General features: G+C 52.2%; 21 protein-coding genes. 9 read left to right on the top strand and 12 right to left on the bottom strand.

Annotated elements, in window-relative coordinates; genetic code table 11:
- Positions 1-223 precede the first annotated feature (223 nt).
- From lepB to rseD, 7 genes are all read right to left on the bottom strand, one after another.
- Entirely contained in the window at positions 224-1,198 is a 975-nt protein-coding gene (gene lepB / locus OGY19_RS03020; RefSeq protein WP_048210888.1) for a signal peptidase I, read from the bottom strand.
- Positions 1,199-1,213: 15 nt separating this feature from the next.
- A complete protein-coding gene (gene lepA / locus OGY19_RS03015) occupies positions 1,214-3,013 on the bottom strand; it encodes a translation elongation factor 4 (protein ID WP_115601645.1) in 1,800 nt (599 codons plus the stop codon).
- Positions 3,014-3,283: 270 nt separating this feature from the next.
- A complete protein-coding gene (gene rseC / locus OGY19_RS03010; protein WP_286596224.1) occupies positions 3,284-3,748 on the bottom strand; it encodes a SoxR-reducing system protein RseC in 465 nt (154 codons plus the stop codon).
- Positions 3,745-4,701 carry a sigma-E factor regulatory protein RseB gene (gene rseB, locus OGY19_RS03005; RefSeq protein WP_048210886.1) on the bottom strand — a complete coding sequence of 319 codons (957 nt, stop codon included), beginning with the start codon at positions 4,699-4,701 and terminating at the stop codon, positions 3,745-3,747. The genes rseC and rseB overlap by 4 nt, the downstream gene beginning before the upstream one ends.
- Positions 4,701-5,351, bottom strand: a complete 651-nt coding sequence (rseA, locus tag OGY19_RS03000) for an anti-sigma-E factor RseA (RefSeq protein WP_005130332.1) — start codon at positions 5,349-5,351, stop codon at positions 4,701-4,703. Before rseA ends, rseB begins: the two co-directional genes overlap by 1 nt.
- 31 nt (positions 5,352-5,382) lie before the next feature.
- On the bottom strand, positions 5,383-5,958 hold the full coding sequence (rpoE, locus tag OGY19_RS02995; protein WP_003037573.1) for an RNA polymerase sigma factor RpoE: 576 nt from the start codon (positions 5,956-5,958) through the stop codon (positions 5,383-5,385).
- A complete protein-coding gene (gene rseD, locus OGY19_RS02990; RefSeq protein ID WP_124022090.1) occupies positions 5,955-6,119 on the bottom strand; it encodes a rpoE leader peptide RseD in 165 nt (54 codons plus the stop codon). The genes rpoE and rseD overlap by 4 nt, the downstream gene beginning before the upstream one ends.
- A 263-nt stretch (positions 6,120-6,382) precedes the next feature.
- On the opposite strand from rseD, the gene nadB reads away from it, so the two are divergent.
- Positions 6,383-8,005, top strand: coding sequence for an L-aspartate oxidase (nadB, locus tag OGY19_RS02985; protein WP_061068365.1), 1,623 nt, complete (start codon positions 6,383-6,385; stop codon positions 8,003-8,005).
- Here the strand turns inward: nadB and trmN are convergent.
- Entirely contained in the window at positions 7,990-8,727 is a 738-nt protein-coding gene (gene trmN / locus OGY19_RS02980; RefSeq protein ID WP_048215761.1) for a tRNA(1)(Val) (adenine(37)-N(6))-methyltransferase TrmN, read from the bottom strand. The two genes, nadB and trmN, sit on opposite strands and share 16 nt — an antisense overlap.
- 130 nt (positions 8,728-8,857) lie before the next feature.
- Here trmN and srmB point away from each other — a divergent pair, with 130 nt between their 5' ends.
- The gene (gene srmB, locus OGY19_RS02975) at positions 8,858-10,186 is read left to right on the top strand and encodes an ATP-dependent RNA helicase SrmB (protein ID WP_061068367.1); all 1,329 of its coding nucleotides are present in this window, start codon (positions 8,858-8,860) and stop codon (positions 10,184-10,186) included.
- A 17-nt stretch (positions 10,187-10,203) separates the two neighbouring features.
- Here srmB and OGY19_RS02970 read toward each other — a convergent pair whose 3' ends face one another.
- Positions 10,204-11,100: a LysR family transcriptional regulator gene (locus tag OGY19_RS02970; protein ID WP_115601644.1), complete on the bottom strand. Its 897-nt coding sequence runs from the start codon at positions 11,098-11,100 to the stop codon at positions 10,204-10,206.
- Between the two features lie 102 nt (positions 11,101-11,202).
- Here OGY19_RS02970 and eamB point away from each other — a divergent pair, with 102 nt between their 5' ends.
- On the top strand, positions 11,203-11,790 hold the full coding sequence (gene eamB / locus OGY19_RS02965) for a cysteine/O-acetylserine transporter (RefSeq protein ID WP_115601643.1): 588 nt from the start codon (positions 11,203-11,205) through the stop codon (positions 11,788-11,790).
- 79 nt (positions 11,791-11,869) lie between these two features.
- Here eamB and grcA read toward each other — a convergent pair whose 3' ends face one another.
- Complete coding sequence (gene grcA, locus OGY19_RS02960; RefSeq protein WP_003037563.1) at positions 11,870-12,253, bottom strand: autonomous glycyl radical cofactor GrcA; 384 nt, start codon at positions 12,251-12,253, stop codon at positions 11,870-11,872.
- A 317-nt stretch (positions 12,254-12,570) separates the two neighbouring features.
- Between grcA and ung the strand changes: the two genes are divergently transcribed.
- A complete protein-coding gene (gene ung / locus OGY19_RS02955) occupies positions 12,571-13,260 on the top strand; it encodes a uracil-DNA glycosylase (protein WP_003037561.1) in 690 nt (229 codons plus the stop codon).
- Positions 13,261-13,293: 33 nt separating this feature from the next.
- Here ung and OGY19_RS02950 read toward each other — a convergent pair whose 3' ends face one another.
- Positions 13,294-14,373 (bottom strand): tRNA/rRNA methyltransferase, encoded by a 1,080-nt coding sequence (locus OGY19_RS02950; RefSeq protein ID WP_048210880.1) that lies wholly within the window; start codon positions 14,371-14,373, stop codon positions 13,294-13,296.
- A 207-nt stretch (positions 14,374-14,580) separates the two neighbouring features.
- Here OGY19_RS02950 and trxC point away from each other — a divergent pair, with 207 nt between their 5' ends.
- The 5 genes from trxC to OGY19_RS02920 all read left to right on the top strand — a co-directional run bounded on the left by trxC (position 14,581) and on the right by OGY19_RS02920 (position 20,303).
- Positions 14,581-15,000, top strand: coding sequence for a thioredoxin TrxC (gene trxC, locus OGY19_RS02945; RefSeq protein ID WP_003037559.1), 420 nt, complete (start codon positions 14,581-14,583; stop codon positions 14,998-15,000).
- A 69-nt stretch (positions 15,001-15,069) separates the two neighbouring features.
- Positions 15,070-15,768 (top strand): tRNA-uridine aminocarboxypropyltransferase, encoded by a 699-nt coding sequence (tapT, locus tag OGY19_RS02940; RefSeq protein ID WP_048210879.1) that lies wholly within the window; start codon positions 15,070-15,072, stop codon positions 15,766-15,768.
- A gap of 36 nt (positions 15,769-15,804) precedes the next feature.
- On the top strand, positions 15,805-18,465 hold the full coding sequence (locus OGY19_RS02935; RefSeq protein WP_115601642.1) for a bifunctional acetate--CoA ligase family protein/GNAT family N-acetyltransferase: 2,661 nt from the start codon (positions 15,805-15,807) through the stop codon (positions 18,463-18,465).
- 114 nt (positions 18,466-18,579) lie between these two features.
- Positions 18,580-19,935 (top strand): CDP-diacylglycerol--serine O-phosphatidyltransferase, encoded by a 1,356-nt coding sequence (gene pssA, locus OGY19_RS02925; RefSeq protein ID WP_048210877.1) that lies wholly within the window; start codon positions 18,580-18,582, stop codon positions 19,933-19,935.
- Positions 19,936-19,967: 32 nt separating this feature from the next.
- Complete coding sequence (locus OGY19_RS02920; protein WP_233605542.1) at positions 19,968-20,303, top strand: YfiM family lipoprotein; 336 nt, start codon at positions 19,968-19,970, stop codon at positions 20,301-20,303.
- On the opposite strand, the gene OGY19_RS02915 is transcribed toward OGY19_RS02920, so the two are convergent.
- Positions 20,300-21,598 (bottom strand): MFS transporter, encoded by a 1,299-nt coding sequence (locus tag OGY19_RS02915; protein ID WP_115601641.1) that lies wholly within the window; start codon positions 21,596-21,598, stop codon positions 20,300-20,302. The genes OGY19_RS02920 and OGY19_RS02915 overlap by 4 nt on opposite strands.
- Positions 21,599-22,150 lie beyond the last annotated feature (552 nt).

Below are 22,150 nucleotides of genomic sequence, written 5' to 3'. Positions count from 1 at the left end.
GAATGCGTCAACAATTCAGCACACGAAACAGACCTGATATACACCCGTCATTAGAGAGACCAATGCTGTTTCGTGTGCCGTGGCAACCTGACGGTGCCAACCTAAAACTTCGGGGGAATATTCTATACACAACGACAAGGGATGTCGTTAGTCTGAGGGAATTAATCCGAGAAATAATTCACGCTGTCGTTATTAAGACGACAGCGTGAACCATTATCAGCAATTAGTGGATGCCGCCAATGCGGCTCAAACGAACACCGGTTGGCCACTCACCTTCTTGTTTGTCGAAACTCATCCAGATTGCGGTCGCTTTACCTACCAGATTCGCTTCCGGTACAAATCCCCAGTAACGGCTGTCCGCGCTGTTGTCACGGTTATCGCCCATCATGAAGTAATGCCCCGGTGGAACGATCCAGGTGGCTAACTGCTGACCCGGCTGACGGTAATACATCCCCACCTGATCCTGCGCGATTGGCACCATCAGAATGCGGTGAGTTACCTCACCCAGCGTTTCTTTACGCTCGGTCAGGCGAATACCGTTGTCTTTCGTTTCGTTCAGCGGAACTTCAAAGAAACCGCTGGTCGCTTCCCCGCCGTTGCGGCGAGCAAACGTCTGCACAAAATCACTTGGCTGAACATCAGAGTACGTTACCGGCAGCGCGTTTTCACAAGCCTGACCAGAACTGCATCCTGGCTGAATCGTCACCTCTTTCGCCACCGGATCGTACGTCACTTTGTCTCCCGGTAAACCGACAGCGCGTTTGATGTAGTCCAGACGCGGATCTTCCGGGTATTTAAATACCACGATATCACCGCGTTTCGGGTGGCCAGTTTCGATCAACGTTTTCTGATAAATCGGATCTTTAATTCCGTAGGCAAATTTCTCTACCAGAATAAAATCACCAATCAACAGTGTTGGCATCATCGAACCCGACGGGATCTGGAACGGTTCATAAATAAATGAACGCACCACCAGCACAATAGCCAGTACCGGGAAAACGGACGCACCGGTTTCCAGCCAACCCGGCTTAGGGGCAACTTTTTTCAGCGTTGCTTTATCCAGTGAATCGCCTGCAGCGGCCTGTGCCGCAGCCTGGCGCTCCCGGCGTTTTGGCGCGAAGACAAACTTATCTACGCACCATAAAATGCCCGTCACCAGTGTGGCAATCACCAGAATCAGGGCAAACATGTTCGCCATGCCAACTCCTTAAGATTATTTGCTGTCTTTACCGACATGCAGAATAGCGAGGAAGGCTTCCTGCGGCAGTTCGACGTTACCGATCTGCTTCATTCGCTTTTTACCCTCTTTCTGTTTTTGCAGCAGCTTTTTCTTACGGCTGATATCGCCACCGTAGCACTTAGCCAGAACGTTTTTACGCAGTTGCTTAACCGTTGAACGCGCAATGATGTGCGTACCAATGGCTGCCTGAATTGCGATATCGAACTGCTGGCGAGGGATCAGATCTTTCATCTTCTCGACCAGTTCACGGCCACGGCTCTGGGAGTTATCGCGGTGGGTAATCAGCGCCAGTGCATCGACGCGTTCGTTGTTGATGAGAACATCAACACGTACCATGTCGGAGGCCTGGAAACGTTTGAAGTTATAATCCAGCGACGCATAGCCGCGAGAAGTCGACTTCAGACGGTCGAAGAAGTCGAGGACCACTTCCGCCATTGGAATTTCATAGGTCAACGCAACCTGGTTACCGTGGTAAACCATGTTGGTCTGTACACCACGCTTCTCGATACACAGCGTAATAACGTTGCCGAGGTATGCCTGCGGCAGCAGCATATGACATTCAGCAATCGGCTCGCGCAGTTCGTAAATGTTATTCAGCGGCGGCAGTTTGGACGGGCTGTCGACGTAGATAGTCTCTTTCGCCGTGGTTTCCACTTCGTACACTACGGTCGGCGCAGTGGTGATCAGATCCAGATCGTATTCACGTTCCAGACGCTCCTGAATGATCTCCATGTGCAGCAGCCCCAGGAAGCCACAGCGGAAGCCGAAGCCCAGCGCGGTAGAACTTTCCGGTTCGTAGAACAGGGAAGCATCGTTGAGGCTCAGCTTACCAAGCGCATCACGGAAGTTTTCGTAGTCGTCGGAGCTGACCGGGAACAGACCCGCATATACCTGCGGCTTCACTTTTTTAAAGCCAGGCAGGGGTTTATCTGCCGGGTTACGAGCCAGCGTCAGGGTATCGCCTACCGGCGCGCCGAGGATGTCTTTAATGGCGCAAACTAACCAACCTACCTCGCCACACTTCAGTTCTGTACGGTCAACCTGTTTCGGCGTAAAGATACCCAGGCGATCTGCGTTGTAGACCTGACCGGTACTCATCACTTTGATTTTGTCGCCTTTACGCATGGTACCGTTTTTAATACGCACCAGCGAGACCACACCGAGATAGTTGTCGAACCAGGAGTCGATGATAAGCGCCTGTAACGGGCCTTCCGGGTCGCCTTCTGGCGGCGGAATATCACGCACCAGACGTTCAAGAACGTCGATCACGCCAACACCGGTTTTCGCCGAGCAACGGACAGCGTCAGCCGCATCAATACCGACGATATCTTCAATCTCTTCCGCCACACGCTCTGGATCGGCGGCTGGCAGGTCAATTTTGTTCAGTACTGGCACTACTTCCAGATCCATTTCCATGGCGGTATAGCAGTTAGCCAGTGTTTGCGCTTCAACACCCTGCCCGGCATCAACGACCAGCAGTGCGCCTTCACAGGCGGCAAGCGAGCGTGAAACTTCATAAGAGAAGTCAACGTGGCCCGGGGTGTCGATAAAGTTAAGCTGGTAGGTTTCACCATCAGATGCTTTGAAATCGAGCGTCACGCTCTGCGCTTTGATAGTAATACCGCGCTCACGCTCAAGATCCATCGAGTCGAGAACCTGCGCTTCCATTTCACGGTCAGACAGGCCACCGCAGATCTGGATAATACGGTCAGACAGCGTCGATTTACCGTGGTCGATGTGAGCTATGATTGAAAAGTTACGTATGTTCTTCATATAGTGTAATTATTGTGCCTTACGCCTGCCTGGGCAGGCTCTGAGAAGTCGCTGTTCTGAGCTTAACGTCTGTTTTAGTGAAACGCCGCATTCTACACTACATCGCTGAGGCGAGGAAATGTTCATAGAGCAAGGATAGCGGGAACTGGAAACAACTTTGCAAAGTCAGTGAAACTTTTGCCGGATGGCGGCATAAACGCCTTATCCGGCCTACCTTTGCATCTGAGGACGCTGTAGGCCTGATAAGCGCAGCGCCATCAGGCAAAGATATCACTGCGGGGTTTCAACACGAATCAGATCGGGCGGGAGAGCTACGTTGAGAATAACCGGTTGCCAGGCTTCGCGCTCAGCAAGCTTACGGGAATATCCTCGCGCAATCAGGAATCCCCCCACACCGCCCAGTATCGCCCCGCTGAGTGCGGCGATATCGCTGCCAAACAGCACCTGAAACAGCGCAGCAAAAATAAAGAGTCCCGCCAGCGGAGACATATAAACCAGCATCGCCGAGCCTAACAGGCTCCCTTCGGCAATACCCAGTTCAACTTTCTGCCCAGGCGTCAGCGGTTTATCGCTGGGTACCACGATAGTATGCGTTGTTTGCGGCCCCAGTTTGTTCAGCACACGACTGCCACATCCAGCCCGCGACGCGCAGCTGCTACACGATGCTTTAACATCGCAGCTGACCGTCGCCAGACCATTTTGCCAGGAGACGACTGTTGCCCATTCTTTAATCATTGCGCGGCCCTGAACTTAATATTATCCGCGATACGCTTTGCCGTTTGCGGCGGGAGCTCGCCCACAATGGTGATTTCGGCATTATCCCGCACGGTAGTACTGACCGTTCGACGTCCGGTACGCAGCAGTTGATCGGCGCTGTTTTGCGACGCGCGGTTCACGTTCACAGAAAAACTGAACAGGCCATCAGAATACAGGCGCGATTCAATCGGCATGTTATCCATTGTCGGCAGCGGGCGTCGACTGCTGGAAACCTCGCTGAAGCCTTGCGGTAACCACGATGGACTCCAGTTGAAGTTCGTTTTCTCCCCCGCAGGAACTGACAGTAACGGCGGAAGGTTTGCTTTCGCCAGCGTCTGCATGCTGTCGCTAACCCCGTTATTGACGGTAAAGGCGATAACGCGGAATTGTTCAAGCGTTTCGCCATCCCGATCGAGGAGATCGACACGCATTGGCAGCTTGGTTTCGGTGTCCATCCAGACGATGTAGCTGTAACGCGTACCGTCACGCGCTACCACGCGGATAACTTCACAGAGTCGGTCGGCAATACGCGTGCGTCCTACCGCGATAAAATCATAGTAGGGTGCAAGACGTTTAAAATCGGTGTAAATCAGGGATGGCAGAGAATCAACAATATAGTCGCCATTCAGCGTGAACGGTTCGAGTCCTGGCTCAAAGTAACTGATTTCGTTGCCACGTTGCACCACTTCCCGACGCGGTCCATCCATTTGCAACAACTGTGCAAGAGGGCGGTTGTCCTGGCGGGCATGGCGATAACGTAGGGATTCAACGCCCTGCTTATTGATGCTGACAAATGACAGCTCATAGGTGAGCGACTGGCTGGCCAGATTCATCTGCTGCAACAACGCCCCGGACGCAGGATTGGCCGAGGCGTTTACAGAGAAGAACAGGCTACCAGCCACAAGTGACATGGCAAACCAAAGTTGCTTCATTACTGCGATTGCGTTCCTAAAGTTTGAATTCCTGGCACCTGGACAGCGGCTTGCTGTGTTTGCGCCTGCTCAAACTGAAGCTGTTCGGAGTGCAGTCGACGTTGCAGTTCGTAATCCTGCAACATGGCATTAATACGACGACGCTGCTCCTGTACCTGCTGTTGCTGACCGCCGCTGGCAGTCGCGTCAGAAGGTACACCCAGGCTCACCGGACTGGCTTTACCCATCATCGGTAATGTATTAAATACCGGCGTTTCGGGCTGCTGGGACGTTTCAGATTGTCCATTATAGTGCTGGACGCCAACAATAACTGCAAGTGATACACACGCGGCCACACCCATTTGGGTAAGCTGCGCGGCCCACGGACGCATTTTCTTCCAGAATGGCATTTTCTGCCACTGATGCGGTGCTGGCTGGGCCTCAGGGATCAATGGCACCGCCTGACGTACTGGCTCATCTGCGATAGCAGCCATTACGCGGTCGGAAATATCGAAATGGAGAACGTCGGCGGTATCACCTCGCATGGAATCGCGAATCAGGTGATAACTCTCCCAGGTTTTTTGCATTTCCGGGTCATGAGCCAACTCTTTGAGCAACTCAGTGTCCAGCGTTTCGCCATCCATTAAAGCGGAAAGTTTTTCTTTCTGCATGCCTAATACCTTTTCCAGTATCCCGCTATCGTCAACGCCTGATAAGCGGTTGAACTTTATTATCAATAGCTTCCCTCGCTCGGAAGATACGTGAACGCACCGTACCCACCGGACAATCCATGATAGCGGCTATCTCTTCATAGCTCAGGCCATCCAGCTCCCGCAAGGTTATTGCCATGCGTAAATCTTCCGGGAGGGACTCAATAGTTCGGAAAACTATCTGTCTCAGTTCTTCTGACAACATTAAGTTCTCAGGGTTCGAAATTTCTTTCAGCGCACCGCCACTTTCGTAATTTTCTGCTTCTATCGCATCTATATCACTGGAAGGAGGACGACGCCCCTGAGCGACCAGGTAATTCTTCGCTGTATTGACTGCAATACGATACAGCCAGGTATAAAAAGCACTATCTCCCCGGAACGAGTCCAGCGCACGATAGGCCTTGATAAATGCTTCTTGTACAACATCGGGAACATCGCCCGACGGTACATAGCGGGAAACCAGACTCGCCACTTTATGCTGGTAGCGAACCACCAGTAAGTTAAAGGCTTTCTGATCTCCCTTCTGGACCCGTTCAACCAGGACCTGGTCCGTTAACTGCTCGCTCATCCGAGGTAAAGTCTCCCCAAACCAAATTTCCACGCGCTTTCGAAACGCCACTCCATAAGCTTCACTATGAGCAAGCAAAAGCTTAGAGTGCTCAAGTTTCGTAAAGTTCCGTTACGCATTTGTTTTTGTTTGTCATGTTGTAGACAGGTCTTATCTCTCATTATAAGTCTACATAACCCGATCAACGCACTATCTGTACAGAAATGCCCATTTCACCGCTTGCAGAGTAACCCAACGGGCACTTTATTTCATCACATAATCTGATGCTAACGGCCTGCTTCACAAAATATTTTTGCCTATTTCACCCTCATCATGTTTTTCTTTCATGTTTAGTCATTGCAACACGTTTGAAAATAAAACGTGCAGTATCGCGCAGTATGGTGCTATGGTGAACGAACAATGTTTAGTAAATTAAACAAAAATCATGAATACGACTCCCGAATTATCCTGTGACGTGCTGATCATTGGCAGCGGGGCTGCCGGACTCTCACTGGCGCTACGCCTGGCTGAAAAACATCAGGTCATTGTCCTGAGCAAAGGGCCAGTTAGTGAAGGCTCGACATTTTATGCTCAGGGTGGCATCGCCGCTGTTTTCGATGAAACCGACAGCATTGACTCCCACGTTGAAGACACGCTGATTGCCGGGGCCGGTCTTTGCGATCGTCATGCCGTTGAGTTTGTAGCCAGTAACGCCCGCTCGTGTGTCCAGTGGCTAATTGATCAAGGCGTCTTATTTGATACTCAGGTTCAACCCAATGGCGAAGAGAGCTATCATCTGACCCGAGAAGGCGGCCATAGCCATCGACGAATCCTGCATGCGGCAGATGCCACTGGTAAAGAGGTCGAAACCACATTGGTCAGCCAGGCGCAAAGTCATCCGAATATTCGGGTACTGGAGCGCAGTAACGCCGTGGACCTGATCATCTCAGATAAAGTTGGTCTACCGGGGACGCGTCGGGTTGTCGGAGCCTGGATCTGGAATCGTAATAAAGAAGCCGTTGAGACCTGCCATGCGAAGTCGGTAGTGTTGGCCACTGGCGGCGCTTCTAAAGTGTATCAATACACCACCAATCCGGATATTTCTTCGGGCGACGGTATTGCGATGGCCTGGCGCGCAGGATGCCGCGTCGCCAATCTGGAATTTAACCAATTTCACCCAACCGCGCTGTATCATCCACAGGCGCGCAATTTTCTGCTGACTGAAGCGCTTCGCGGCGAAGGCGCACACCTGAAACGCCCGGATGGCTCACGCTTTATGCCCGACTTTGACAAGCGCGGCGAGCTGGCCCCACGTGATATTGTCGCCCGTGCCATCGACCACGAAATGAAGCGCCTCGGCGCTGACTGTATGTTCCTCGACATCAGCCATAAGCCCGAAGAGTTTGTTCGCCAGCATTTCCCGATGATTTACGAAAAATTGCTGGGACTGGGCATCGATCTGACCAAAGAGCCGGTCCCCATCGTTCCTGCCGCGCACTATACCTGCGGCGGTGTGATGGTTGATGACTTTGGCCGCACTGATGTCGACGGTTTATACGCAATCGGCGAAGTGAGCTATACCGGCCTGCATGGCGCCAATCGCATGGCATCGAACTCGCTGCTGGAGTGTCTGGTGTATGGCTGGTCTGCGGCGGAAGATATTGACCGCAGAATGCCTTATGCCCGCGGCGTTAACTCGCTCCCGGGTTGGGATGAAAGCCGGGTAGAAAACCCGGATGAGTTGGTTGTCATTCAGCATAACTGGCATGAGCTGCGGCTGTTTATGTGGGATTACGTCGGCATCGTGCGCACCACTAAACGTCTGGAGCGCGCCCTGCGCCGTATCACCATGCTGCAACAGGAAATCGACGAGTATTACGCCCATTTCCGTGTGTCGAACAACCTACTGGAGCTGCGCAATCTGGTGCAGGTTGCCGAGCTGATTGTCCGCTGCGCGATGATGCGCAAAGAGAGTCGGGGCCTGCACTACACGCTGGATTATCCAGAACAGCTTCCAGAGGCGGGCCCGTCAATTCTCTCGCCGCTCAGTCATCACATAAACAGATAGAATGCCTGGGTCAGCGCCGTATAACCTTCAGAGTAACGTTGGTCTGGCCCACGGATAACCAACCTGTCGCTAAAGCACTCCCCGGCCTGCGGGGAGAATGCCAGCAATACCCGATGCGGTAGACGGGCCTCGGTTTCTGCTACATCTGTGCGCAATCGCAGATGCCAGCCCATGCTAAGCGCCTGCTGAGTAAATGCGTTACCAATCTGCTCCGGTAGCACTACACAAAAAAAGCCTTCTTCCGTAATGCTGTCCGCCGCCAGCGTAAGCAATGCCTGATGATCGAGCGTGGTGGTGTAGCGTGCCTGCTCGCGCTGCGGCGTAGCACATTCCACGCCCTGTTCATAATAGGGGGGATTGCTGATTATCAAATCAAAACGCACGGTCTGGCGCGGTATCCACTGTTGCGCATCTTCTGTATGAACACTCACGCGATGCATCCACGGAGATTGCGCGATGTTCTCCTGCGCCTGCTGCGCGGCGTCAACGTCGAGTTCCACAGCATCAATGATGACGTTTTCATCAGTGCGCTGGGCCAGCATCAGCGCCAACAGACCGCTCCCGGTACCAATATCCAGGATCCGCTTTACGCCCGCAACGGGGGCCCAGGCCCCCAATAAAATGCCGTCCGTTCCGACTTTCATTGCACAACGATCGTGTGCCACAAAAAACTGCTTAAAAGTAAATCCATTACGTCTAAGTACGGATGTAGACTGGGGCATGAAGAACAACCTTCCTGGAAAAAAAACGATAACATAGGATAAAAACAATACCTGAGAAGGTATATCCATACAAACAGATGAAGATTGCAGCCGTAACGTCTATAATCAGCGCCCCACTCAGAGGTAGAACATGACTGTAACGACTTTTTCCGAACTTGAACTCGATGAAAGCCTGCTGGAAGCCCTCCAGGAAAAAGGTTTCACTCGCCCGACCGCCATTCAGGCTGCCGCCATTCCGCCTGCGCTCGATGGCCGTGATGTACTTGGTTCTGCGCCGACAGGCACCGGTAAAACGGCGGCATATTTGCTGCCAGCGTTGCAGCACTTGCTCGACTTCCCGCGCAAGAAATCAGGTCCACCGCGCATTTTAATCCTGACACCGACGCGCGAACTGGCGATGCAGGTTGCCGAACACGCCCGTGAATTGGCCAAAAATACGCATCTGGATATTGCCACCATTACCGGCGGCGTGGCTTACATGAACCACATGGAAGTCTTTAGCGAAAACCAGGACATCGTGGTCGCCACCACTGGTCGTCTGCTGCAATACATTAAAGAAGAAAACTTCGACTGCCATGCGGTTGAGACGCTAATTCTCGATGAAGCAGATCGTATGCTGGACATGGGCTTTGCCCAGGACATCGAACATATCGCCGGTGAAACCCGCTGGCGTAAGCAAACGATGCTGTTCTCCGCCACCCTGGAAGGCGATGCGATCAAAGATTTTGCCGAGCGTCTGCTGGAAGATCCTGTCGAAGTCTCGGCGGATCCGTCCACCCGCGAACGCAAGAAGATCCATCAGTTTTACTACCGTGCCGATGATATCGAGCACAAAACTGCCCTGCTGATCCATCTGTTAAAACAGCCGGAAGCGACCCGCTCAATTGTCTTTGTACGCAAACGCGAACGTGTGCACGAGCTGGCTGGCTGGCTGCGCCAGGCAGGCATTAATAACTGCTATCTCGAAGGCGAGATGGTGCAGAACAAACGTAACGAAGCGATCAAACGCCTGACCGATGGTCGCGTGAACGTGCTGGTAGCCACCGACGTTGCCGCTCGCGGGATCGATATTCCTGACGTCAGCCATGTGTTTAACTTCGACATGCCGCGCAGTGGCGATGCCTATCTGCACCGCATTGGTCGTACCGGTCGTGCCGGGCGTAAAGGTACTGCAATCTCTTTGGTTGAAGCGCATGACCACCTGCTGCTCGGCAAAGCGAGCCGCTATATTGACGAGCCGCTGAAAGCACGCGTCATCGACGAACTGCGTCCAACCACGCGCGCGCCAAGTGAGAAATCCAACGGTAAGCCATCCAAGAAAGTGCTGGCGAAGCGCGCCGAGAAAAAAGCGAAAGAGAAAGAGAAGCCGCGGGTGAAAAAACGTCACCGCGACGCCAAAAATATCGGCAAACGTCGTAAGCCGAGCGGAGCTGCTACCCAGCAGTCCGACAAAGAGTAAACCGAATGCCGGGCCGTTTAGCCCGGCATTTTTTCATGCGCAGCAAAGCTCTCTGTAATACATTCCATAAAAACCCGTATCGCCGGGCTAACGACTTTTCCGGCATGATGTGCGCACAATGCGGTAATCCGTTCAGGCTTTTCACTGAACGGCAACTCGATTAATTCTCCTGAGTGTAATTCCTTCTCAACGGTAAACCGCGGTAAAAAACTGACACCAAGATTCGCAGAGACGCACTGCTTGATGCTTTCGATACTCCATAGCTCAATAGTATTTTCCAGCGTTATCTGCCGCTTACGCAGCAGACTTTCAAAACGCTGTCTAAAAATACATTGCGGTTCATTAATGATAAAACTGCAGGGAATATGCTGATTATGCTGAGTGAAATCAACATCCTGAAGAGCCGGAGAGGCGACCAGCGCCAGTGACTGTTCACCCAGTGACAGCATCTCAAGCGCCTCATCATTCCCAACCCGATAAAACACCCCCAGATCAACCTCATCGTCCAGCAGGGCATCACGAATGACATAACAATTGAGCGACTGTAGGGACAACCGAACATTGGGAGCGCGTTGTTTAAAACGCTGTAAAACCTGCGGCATTTTATAGGCCAGTAACGTTTCTCCGGTTGCGACGCGGAGATCGCCGCTCGGCTGTGCATCTTGTTGCACCGTCTGACGGATCGATGCCATCACACGCGTCAGGTCATGTATATGCGGCATCAGCCGTTTGCCCTCACTGGTGAGACACATCCGCCGGCCAATTTTTTCGAATAGCTGTACTGAGAGTTCTTGTTCAAGCTGTTGAATATGAAACGTTACGGTTGATTGCGTACAGCAAAGCTTTTGTGAAGCCCGAAGGAATGAGCCCTCTTCCACTACCGTTTTTAACGTAATAAACCGACGTAAATCCATTCGCACCAACCCATCGAAAATATCGAATTCAGAATGCAAAAACATTCATTTTTTTAAATATTTTGTCTCGGGTACTGTCTACCAAAACAGAGGAGATAACAAGTGACCCCCACCCTTTTAAGTGCATTCTGGACCTATACATTGATTACCGCGCTAACCCCCGGACCAAACAACATCCTTGCGCTCAGTGCCGCGACGTCACACGGTTTTCGTCAGAGTACGCGTGTACTGGCCGGAATGAGTCTGGGCTTTTTAATCGTCATGCTGCTGTGCGCCGGGATCTCGTTTTCGCTGGCCGTCATGGATCCTGCCATCATCCATTGGCTCAGTTGGGCTGGGGCAGCCTACATTTTATGGCTGGCGCTGAAAATCGCCACCGGCCCAGCCTCAAACGATAGCCTGCAGGCGGAACCGATTAGCTTTTGGGCGAGTTTTGGTTTGCAGTTTGTGAACGTCAAAATCATTTTGTACGGCATTACCGCGTTATCCACATTTGTATTGCCGTATACACAGGACGCGCACTGGTTGATTGGAGTGAGTATTCTGCTGGCGCTCATCGGCACCTTCGGGAATGCCTGTTGGGCGCTGGCGGGCCATCTTTTTCAGCGCATCTTTCGCCGTTACGGTCGGCAGTTGAATATCATTCTGGCATTACTGTTGGTGTATTGTGCGGTGAGGATTTTTTACTAACGGATACAAAAAAGCGGAAGACGCACTGGCGTCTTCCGCTTGTAGATTCTCTGCTAAGCGGGGTTATTCCCCGCGAGCCTTACAGGCTCTCAGTAAAGGTACGAGCAATAACGTCGCGCTGCTGTTCTGGGGTCAGAGAGTTGAAACGCACTGCATAACCAGAAACACGGATGGTCAGCTGCGGATATTTTTCCGGATGCTTAACTGCATCTTCCAGCGTTTCGCGACGCAGAACGTTCACGTTCAGGTGCTGACCACCTTCCACGCGGACTTCCGGCTGTACGTCTACCGGTACTTCACGGTATTCGATTTCGCCCAGTTTGCTGACAGCAACGACTTCATCAGCATTGAAACCTGCTTTCGCAACGATGCAGCGTGCTTCGCCTTTTTCGCTGTCCAGCAGCCAGAAAGAGTTCAGCAGGTCGTCGTTTGCAGCTTTAGTAATCTGGATACCTGTAATCATTTGATGCCTCCCCGGCAAAATTATTTGATCTCGGTTGGCCGTCATCCGGCCAATTGGTAAAACCATTGTTGCTTGAGTGTATATATACCCCTCACACACCCTTGAATCTTTGATTTAAATCAATAAAAACCACACATGAAAAGTGGTGATAGGTGGATTTTATTGTTTTACATCAACTTACGCCATGTACACAGCTAAACTTTTTACATAAATTTTCAACTATCTTTAAGAGGTAGCGCTTTGAGAAACGTACAGAATTTTGCGACGTCGACAGAAGCAGTTAAGCTAGGAGGATTGAAAATTCGCAGGAGAGCGAGATGGCCACCGAATTAACCTGGCACGATGTGCTGGCTGAAGAGAAACAGCAGCCTTACTTTGTTAACACGCTGCATACCGTTGCCGGCGAGCGTCAGTCGGGTATGACAATCTATCCACCGCAAAAAGATGTGTTTAACGCGTTTCGCTTTACTGAGCTTGGCGACGTTAAAGTTGTCATTCTGGGACAAGATCCCTACCACGGCCCAGGCCAGGCACACGGTCTCGCCTTCTCTGTACGCCCTGGCATCGCCACTCCGCCGTCACTACTGAACATGTATAAAGAGCTGGAAGCCACCATCCCGGGATTTACCCGTCCGACACATGGATACCTGGAAAGCTGGGCACGCCAGGGCGTATTGTTACTCAACACCGTTCTCACCGTTCGGGCGGGTCAGGCGCATTCGCATGCCAGTCTGGGATGGGAAACGTTTACTGATAAAGTCATCAGCCTGATTAACCAACATCGGGAAGGTGTGGTTTTCCTGCTCTGGGGTTCACATGCTCAGAAGAAAGGCGCGATTATTGATGCGCAGCGTCACCATGTGTTGAAAGCGCCACACCCATCACCGCTCTCTGCACATCGCGGTTTCTTTGGCTGCAATCACTTTGTACTGGCTAATGAATGGCTGGAACAACGAGGTGAAAAACCGATTGACTGGATGCCGGTATTACCCGCAGAAAGCGAGTAAAAAAATGCCAGCGATTCGCTGGCATTTTTATTATCAGGCTTTGTTCTGACGCCACCACTCCGCGAGTAGCACGCCGGTCGCAACAGAAACGTTAAGCGTTTCTACGTTGCCGGTACCGTCAATCGCCACGCACAAATCGTCGGCTGAGCATGCCGCTTCCGGCAGAGCTTCACGCTCACGCCCTAATACCAGCACCATTTTTTCCGGCAGCGTGGTCGTAAACAGCGGTTTACCTTTCACGCTTGAGGTCATCACTATCGTGTAACCCGCGTTACGGAAATCGTCCAGCACATCGACAATACTGTCACCGGTAATCGGCTGAACGTGCTCAGCCCCCCCTTCAGCGGTACGGATAGCCGCACCCGATTCCAGCAGCGCCGCATCCTGCACCACCACGCCTTTCACACCGAAGTGTGCGCAGCTACGCATCATACCGCCCAGGTTATGCGGGTTGGCGATATCTTCCAGCGCCAGTACGCAATCCTGCGCGCCCGCCTGACCAACCCACTGCTTAACGGTGGTACCGTTACGTTTTTTAATCAGGAAACAGACACCACCGTGGTGTTCAGTGCCGGAGGCCTTCGCCAGTTCGGCTTCGTCAACCACGTGGTAGGCTTTGCGGTTTGCCGCCATCCAGCGTAATGCTTCTTTAAAGCGCGGGGTGACGCTCTGAACAAACCAGGCGCGGACGATAGCGTCCGGACGACTCTGGAACAGAGCCTGACAGGCATTCTCACCGTAAACGCGAGTTTCTTCCGCGCGCTGGCGACGTAATACTTCCGGATCGATAAAGCTTTTGCCGCTGATACCGCCGTGATCGGCTTTTTCCGCTGCGTCATCACTCGGGGCGCGGGACACGGTACGCCATGGCGAATCTTCACGTTTACGATCGCGTTCAACATCGCGGTCACGACCACGTTCACGGCCTCGTTCGCTGTTCGGACCCTTTCTGTCATCACGGGCAGGGCGACGACCGCCTTCGGCTCGGGAAGTACCGGGGCGACCGCCGCCTTTACCAGTACGTGGATTTTGGGTGCGTTTATCCGAGTCATCGTCACTGCGGACGTACATCACTTTGACCTTGCCGTTTTTGTTCTTCAGTTCGTCGCTCATGTTTTTCTCCACCTGCTCTGCGCGAAGCGCGCAGATTACCCGATGTGCACGTCGTTAGCCATTATTTCATTTAAAAGCTAAGGACTATTGTACTCATTGAATAAAACGCATTGTTGTTTAGAACAGACTCCCCGATAATATGTAACATAATAGAAACATACTGGCGTTACTGCCGTGAAGTCCACTCCACTCATCCAGAGGTTAGTTATGAATACCGTTTGTACCAGCTGCCAGGCTATCAACCGCATCCCCGACGATCGTGTCCAGGAAGCGGCTAAATGCGGACGCTGTGGTCACGACCTGTTTGATGGGGAGGTGATCAATGCGACCGGTGAAACACTGGATAAACTGTTAAAAGACGATCTCCCGGTGGTGGTTGATTTTTGGGCCCCCTGGTGTGGTCCATGTCGTAACTTCGCCCCGATTTTTGAAGATGTCGCGGAAGAACGTAGCGGTAAAGTACGTTTTGTTAAAGTGAATACGGAAGCCGAACGTGAGCTCAGCGCCCGCTTCGGTATCCGCAGCATCCCGACCATCATGATCTTCAGAAAAGGTGAAATCGTCGACATGCTTAATGGCGCCGTACCTAAGGCTCCGTTTGATAGCTGGCTTAACGAATCATTATAAACTCTGCGGGGCACATCTTGTGCCCCGTTTTGTCCTCTGAGACAATAGCATTTTTCAACGTGCTTCCCGATGACCAATAACGCCGTTCTCCAGTTACGTGCCGAGCGTCTTGCGCGCGCCACGCGCCCTTTTCTTGCCCGAGGTAATCGCATCCGTCGCTGTCAGCGCTGCCTGCTGCCGCTGAAACTGTGCCTGTGTGAAACGCTGACGCCAACTCAGGCGAAAAGCCGTTTTTGCCTGGTGATGTTTGATACCGAACCGATGAAGCCCAGCAATACCGGGCGTTTAATTGCCGATATCCTGCCCGAAACAACGGCTTTTCAGTGGTCACGCACCGAGCCACCGCAGGCGCTGCTTGAACTGGTGAAAAATCCGGATTATCAGCCGATGGTCGTATTCCCGGCATCTTATGCCGACGAGGGGCGTGAGGTCATTTTCACACCACCAGCCGGTAAACCACCGCTATTCATTATGCTTGATGGCACCTGGCCAGAAGCACGCAAAATGTTCCGCAAAAGCCCGTACCTTGATAACCTGCCGGTGATCTCCGTCGATTTATCACGCCTCTCCGCTTACCATCTGCGCGAAGTCCATGCCGAGGGGCAATATTGCACTGCCGAAGTGGCAATTGCTTTACTGGATCTGGCAGGTGATACGCAGGCAGCCGAAGGATTAGGTGAGCACTTCACGCGCTTTAAAACACGCTACCTGGCAGGAAAAACTCAACATCAGGGAAGCGTCACAGCAGACTCAACAGAAAGCGTTTAAAATCATTCGGTCACTGGAGTCATTAAGGAAGCCGATATGAGTCAACGTGGTCTGGAAGCGCTACTGCGACCGAAATCCATTGCCGTGATTGGGGCGTCAATGAAGCCCAATCGAGCAGGATACCTGATGATGCGTAACCTGCTGGCAGGAGGGTTCAACGGCCCCGTTTTACCAGTGACCCCCGCCTGGAAAGCCGTGTTGGGCGTACTGGCCTGGCCCAATATCAGCAGCCTGCCTTTTAGCCCCGATCTCGCCGTGTTGTGCACCAATGCCAGCCGCAACCTGACGTTGCTCGAAGCACTTGGCGAGAAAGGCTGCAAAACCTGCATTATTCTCTCGGCTCCCACGGCGCAACACGCGGAGCTGCTGGCCTGTGCATCACGCTACAACATACGTCTGCTGGGGCCCAACAGTCTGGGACTTCTCGCGCCCTGGCAGGGGCTTAACGCCAGCTTTTCCCCCGTCCCCATCAAGCGCGGCAAGCTGGCATTTATTTCCCAGTCGGCTGCGATTTCCAACACCATTCTGGACTGGGCGCAGCAGCGCGACATGGGTTTTTCCTGGTTTATCGCGCTGGGTGACAGCCTGGATATCGACGTTGATGAGTTGCTGGATTACCTGGCCCGCGACAGCAAAACCAGCGCGATATTGCTCTACCTCGAACATTTAAGCGATGCAAGGCGTTTTGTCTCCGCCGCGCGTAGCGCCTCGCGCAATAAACCTATTCTGGTGATTAAAAGCGGTCGCAGCCCTGCAGCGCAGCGTTTACTGCATACCAGTGCCGGAATGGACCCGGCCTGGGATGCGGCGATTCAACGCGCTGGTTTATTGCGCGTTCAGGACACTCATGAGCTTTTCTCGGCAGTCGAAACCCTGAGCCACATGCGTCCGCTACGTGGCGACAGGCTGATGATCATCAGCAATGGGGCCGCTCCCGCGGCGCTGGCATTAGATGAACTGTGGTCGCGAAACGGTAAGCTGGCCGCGCTGAGTGAAGAAACCTGCCAGAAATTACGCGATGCCCTACCTGCTCACGTGGATATCGCCAACCCACTGGATCTGCGTGATGATGCCAGCAGCGAACATTACGTCAAGACACTGGATATTTTACTCGCCAGTCAGGATTTCGACGCACTGATGGTGATTCACTCACCCAGCGCAGCCGCCCCCGGAACCGAAAGCGCGCAAGCGTTGATCGAAGCGGTAAAGCGCCATCCGCGCGGCAAGTTCGTCTCGTTGCTGACCAACTGGTGCGGCGAGTTTTCATCCCAGGAAGCCCGCAGGCTGTTTAGTGAAGCCGGATTACCCACCTATCGTACGCCGGAAGGCACTATCACTGCATTTATGCATATGGTGGAGTACCGGCGTAACCAGAAGCAACTGCGAGAAACACCAGCCCTACCCGATAGCCTGACCACTAACACCGCCGAAGCGCATAGTCTGTTACAGCAGGCGATTGCTGAGGGAGCGACATCGCTGGATACCCATGAAGTGCAGCCGATTTTACACGCCTATGGCTTACACACACTGCCGACATGGATCGCCAGCGACAGTGCAGAAGCCGTACATATCGCAGAACAAATCGGTTACCCGGTAGCACTGAAGCTGCGTTCTCCTGATATCCCGCATAAATCGGAAGTTCAGGGGGTAATGCTCTATCTGCGTACGGCAACAGAGGTGCAGCAGGCAGCCAATGCGATTTTTGATCGGGTAAAAATGGCCTGGCCGCAGGCGCGCATTCACGGTTTATTAGTACAAAGTATGGCAAATCGCGCTGGCGCTCAGGAACTGCGCGTCGTCGTTGAACATGACCCTGTGTTTGGCCCGTTGATTATGCTGGGCGAAGGCGGGGTTGAGTGGCGTCCAGACGAGCAAGCCGTGGTGGCCTTGCCGCCATTGAACATGAATCTGGCGCGTTATCTGGTGATCCAGGGGATCAAAAACAAAAAGATCCGCGCTCGCAGCGCACTACGGCCCTTAGATATTGCAGGTTTAAGCCAACTGTTGGTCCAGGTCTCCAACCTGATCGTCGATTGTCCGGAAATTCAGCGCCTGGATATCCATCCTCTACTGGCCTCTGCTGGGGAATTTACTGCACTGGACGTCACACTGGATATTGCCCCTTTCACGGGCGATAACGAAAGCAGGCTGGCGGTACGCCCTTATCCCCATCAGCTTGAAGAATGGGTGGAGTTGAAAAATGGCGATCGCTGCCTGTTCCGTCCCATTTTGCCGGAGGACGAGCCTCATCTGCAGCAGTTCATATCTCAGGTAACGAAAGAAGATCTTTATTATCGCTATTTCAGTGAGATAAACGAATTTACCCACGAAGATTTAGCCAATATGACACAGATCGACTACGATCGGGAAATGGCCTTTGTGGCAGTACGCTGTAAAGATAATCAGCAAGAGATCCTCGGCGTAACGAGGGCAATCTCGGATCCTGATAACGTTGACGCCGAGTTTGCCGTGCTGGTTCGTTCTGACCTCAAAGGGCTGGGCTTAGGTCGTCGGTTGATGGAAAAGTTGATTGCATACACCCGAGATCACGGACTTAGACGTTTAAATGGTATTACGATGCCAAACAATCGGGGGATGGTCGCCCTGGCCCGAAAACTCGGGTTTGATGTCGATGTCCAGCTCGAAGAGGGAATTGTTGGGCTAACGCTGAATCTGGCCCAATATGAGGAATCGTGAGTAAGGTACTGGAAATGTTGACCACATTAATGGGTACTGGTGGTATCATTGCCCGCTTATGTCGTCTGCAAAGCACAGAGGACCCTTCAATGAACAGAGAAGAAATGCACTGTGATGTTGTCAAAATTTAAGCGTAATAAACATCAACAACACCTTGCCCAACTACCTAAGATTTCTCAGTCAGTTGATGATGTAGATTTCTTTTATGCTCCCGCAAATTTCAGGGAGACTCTGCTGGAGAAAATAGCCAGCGCGACGCGACGGATCTGCATTATTGCGCTGTACCTGGAACAGGATGACGGCGGTAAAGGCATACTCGACGCGCTCTATGCGGCAAAGCGGCAGCGTCCTGAACTGGATATCCGGGTGCTTGTCGACTGGCATCGAGCCCAGCGTGGACGCATTGGTGTTGCGGCATCCAATACCAACGCTGACTGGTATTGCCGCATGGCGCAAGAAAATCCTGGTATCGATATCCCTGTCTACGGCGTGCCAATTAACACCCGTGAAGCGCTTGGTGTTCTGCATTTTAAAGGCTTTATCATTGATGATAGCGTCCTGTATAGCGGGGCCAGTCTGAACGATGTTTACTTACACCAACATGATAAATACCGCTATGACCGCTATCAGCTGATTCGCAACGCGAAGATGGCCGATATAATGTACGATTGGGTTACGCAGAATCTGATGAATGGGCGCGGCGTTAATCGTCTCGATGATATCCATCGTCCTAAAAGCCCGGAAATTAAAAATGATATCCGCCTGTACCGTCAGGAATTGCGCGATGCATCCTTCCATTTTCAGGGTGATGCGGATAACGAACAGCTTTCGGTCACGCCGCTGGTTGGGCTCGGAAAATCCAGTCTGTTAAATAAGACTATTTTCCACCTCATGCCCTGCGCGGAGCACAAACTCACCATTTGTACGCCTTATTTCAACCTACCCGCCATACTGGTGCGCAATATCATTCAACTGCTGCGTGAAGGGAAAAAGGTCGAAATCATTGTCGGTGATAAAACCGCCAACGACTTCTTCATTCCGGAAGATGAGCCATTCAAGATCATCGGTGCGCTGCCTTATCTGTATGAAATAAATCTGCGCCGTTTCCTGAGCAGACTGCAGTATTACGTGAATACCGACCAGTTGGTCGTGCGCTTATGGAAAGATGATGACAACACCTATCATCTGAAAGGCATGTGGGTTGATGATAAATGGATGCTGCTTACCGGCAATAATCTTAACCCCCGCGCCTGGCGGCTGGATTTGGAAAACGCCATTCTTATCCATGATCCCCAGCAGGAACTGACTCCTCAGCGTGATAAAGAGCTGGAGCTTATCCGCACGCACACCACCGTCGTGAAACACTATCGCGACCTGCAGAGCATTGCCGACTATCCAGTCAAAGTACGTAAGCTCATCCGTCGATTACGCCGTATTCGAATCGACAGATTAATCAGCCGTATTCTGTAATCAAGACCCCGTCCAGCGACGGGGTTTTTCCTATGGAGGCAACGGTGCGTCTGTGTATTCTTGCCAGTATTTTGCTTCTTTCCGGTTGTAGCCACATGGCTAACGACAGCTGGAGTGGGCAAGACAAAGCTCAACACTTTATCGCCTCGGCCATGCTTGCCGCAGCGGGGAACGAGTATGCACAGCATCAGGGAAACAATCGCGATCGTAGCGCAGCTATCGGTTTGATGTTCTCAGTCAGCCTGGGTGCATCAAAAGAGCTGTGGGATAGCCGCCCCGCTGGGAGCGGCTGGAGCTGGAAAGACTTTGCCTGGGATGTGGCGGGCGCATCAACCGGCTATACCGTTTGGCAACTGGCACACCATTAGAGGCGTAAACCTTTTCCCTTACTGTGTAACATCAGCGAAACCAGGAATGCGACCACCGCCATCACGGTGACATACCAGAAGAATGATGTCTCCATGCCGACAGACTTCAGGGATAACGCAACATATTCGGCTGAACCACCAAACAAAGCATTAGCCACCGCATAAGATAACCCAACCCCCAGAGCACGCACCTGCGCCGGGAACATTTCGGCCTTCAGAATACCGCTAATTGACGTATAGAAACTCACGATCAACAAGGCACACATCACCAGAGCAAACGCCATGCAAGGAGACGTCACGCTTTGCAACGCGGTCAAAATGGGAACAGTAAAAATCGCGGCTAACGCGCCAAAACACAGCATTGAAGTCCGTCGGCCTATTTTATCTGACAACGCACCGAACAGCGGTTGCACCAGCATAAACACGCACAATGCAGCTGTCATAATGCCGCTGGCCACGTTGGCATGCATACCAGCCGTATTAACCAGATATTTCTGCATGTAGGTCGTAAACGTATAAAAACACAGCGAGCCAGCAGCGGTGAATCCCAGTACCATAAGAAAGGCTCTGCGGTTACGCCACAGCCCTTTCAGAGAACCCGCTTCTTTCAACGCACGGACATCCTGTTTTGATGTTTCATCCAGTTGACGACGCAACCACAATGCCACAATAGCTAACACAGCACCCAGCGCAAACGGAATACGCCAGCCCCACGCTCTTAGCGCCGAGTCTTCTAACGTTTGCTGTAATATGACCACAACCAGCAATGCCAGTAACTGCCCGCCGATTAACGTCACATACTGGAATGAGGCATAAAAACCTTTCTTACCTTCAACGGCTACTTCACTCATATAGGTAGCGCTGGTTCCGTATTCCCCACCAACAGATAACCCCTGGAATAATCTGGCCAGCAGTAATAGCGCGGGAGCCCAAGTGCCGATGGTTTCATATCCCGGAAGACAAGCGATCACCAACGATCCCATGCACATCATACAAACAGACAACAGCATAGACTTTTTACGCCCGTGTTTATCCGCAATACGACCAAAAAGCCATCCCCCGATTGGCCGCATCAGAAAGCCTGCAGCAAAAACGCCGGCGGTTTGTAAGAGTTGCGTAGTGGTGTTTCCAGATGGAAAAAAGATATGAGCAAAGTAGAGAGAGCAGAAAGAGTAAATATAGAAATCAAACCATTCAACCAGATTCCCTGACGATGCACCAACAATTGCCCATATACGACGACGGGTGTCGCCATCTGCCAGCGCCCCGTTCTCAGTTACACTGCTATCAGCCATTAGAATTGTACCCCTGCCAGGATCTTATGAATCTATCAATGATGTTTCATGTCTGTTTTAGTAAATTAAATGTTACATAATTGTTATAATTTATTATGAGAGATAGATCACGATTTTAATTAGCAGGAAAAGGATTAAGAAATGTTCGAAGGAAGAGAACCAGGTTGGCTGTCAGAATTGCCTGATGCGCTGCGCTTACCAGGCCTACAAAATACGTTCAGCCCGGCGCAGGCCGGATAAGGCGGTACGCCGCGTCCGGCAATGTGCACCCCGCACAGACGCAAAAAAGCCCATCCGTCAGGATGGGCTTCTTCACTTAATTGATGCCTGGCAGTTTATGGCGGGCGTCCTGCCCGCCACCCTCCGGGCCGTTGCTGCGCAACGTTCAAATCCGCTCCCGGCGGATTTGTCCTGCTCAGGAGAGCGCTCACCGACAGACCACAGATAAAACAAAAGGCCCGGTCTTTCGACCGGGCCTTTCGCTTTTATTTGATGCCTGGCAGTTCCCTACTCTCGCATGGGGAGACCCCACACTACCATCGGCGCTACGGC

Origin of the sequence: Citrobacter sp. Cy070 (assembly GCF_030332245.1) — a bacterium.
GTDB classification, from domain to species: Bacteria; Pseudomonadota; Gammaproteobacteria; order Enterobacterales; family Enterobacteriaceae; genus Citrobacter; species Citrobacter youngae.
This window is presented reverse-complemented; position numbering and strand designations above follow the sequence as displayed.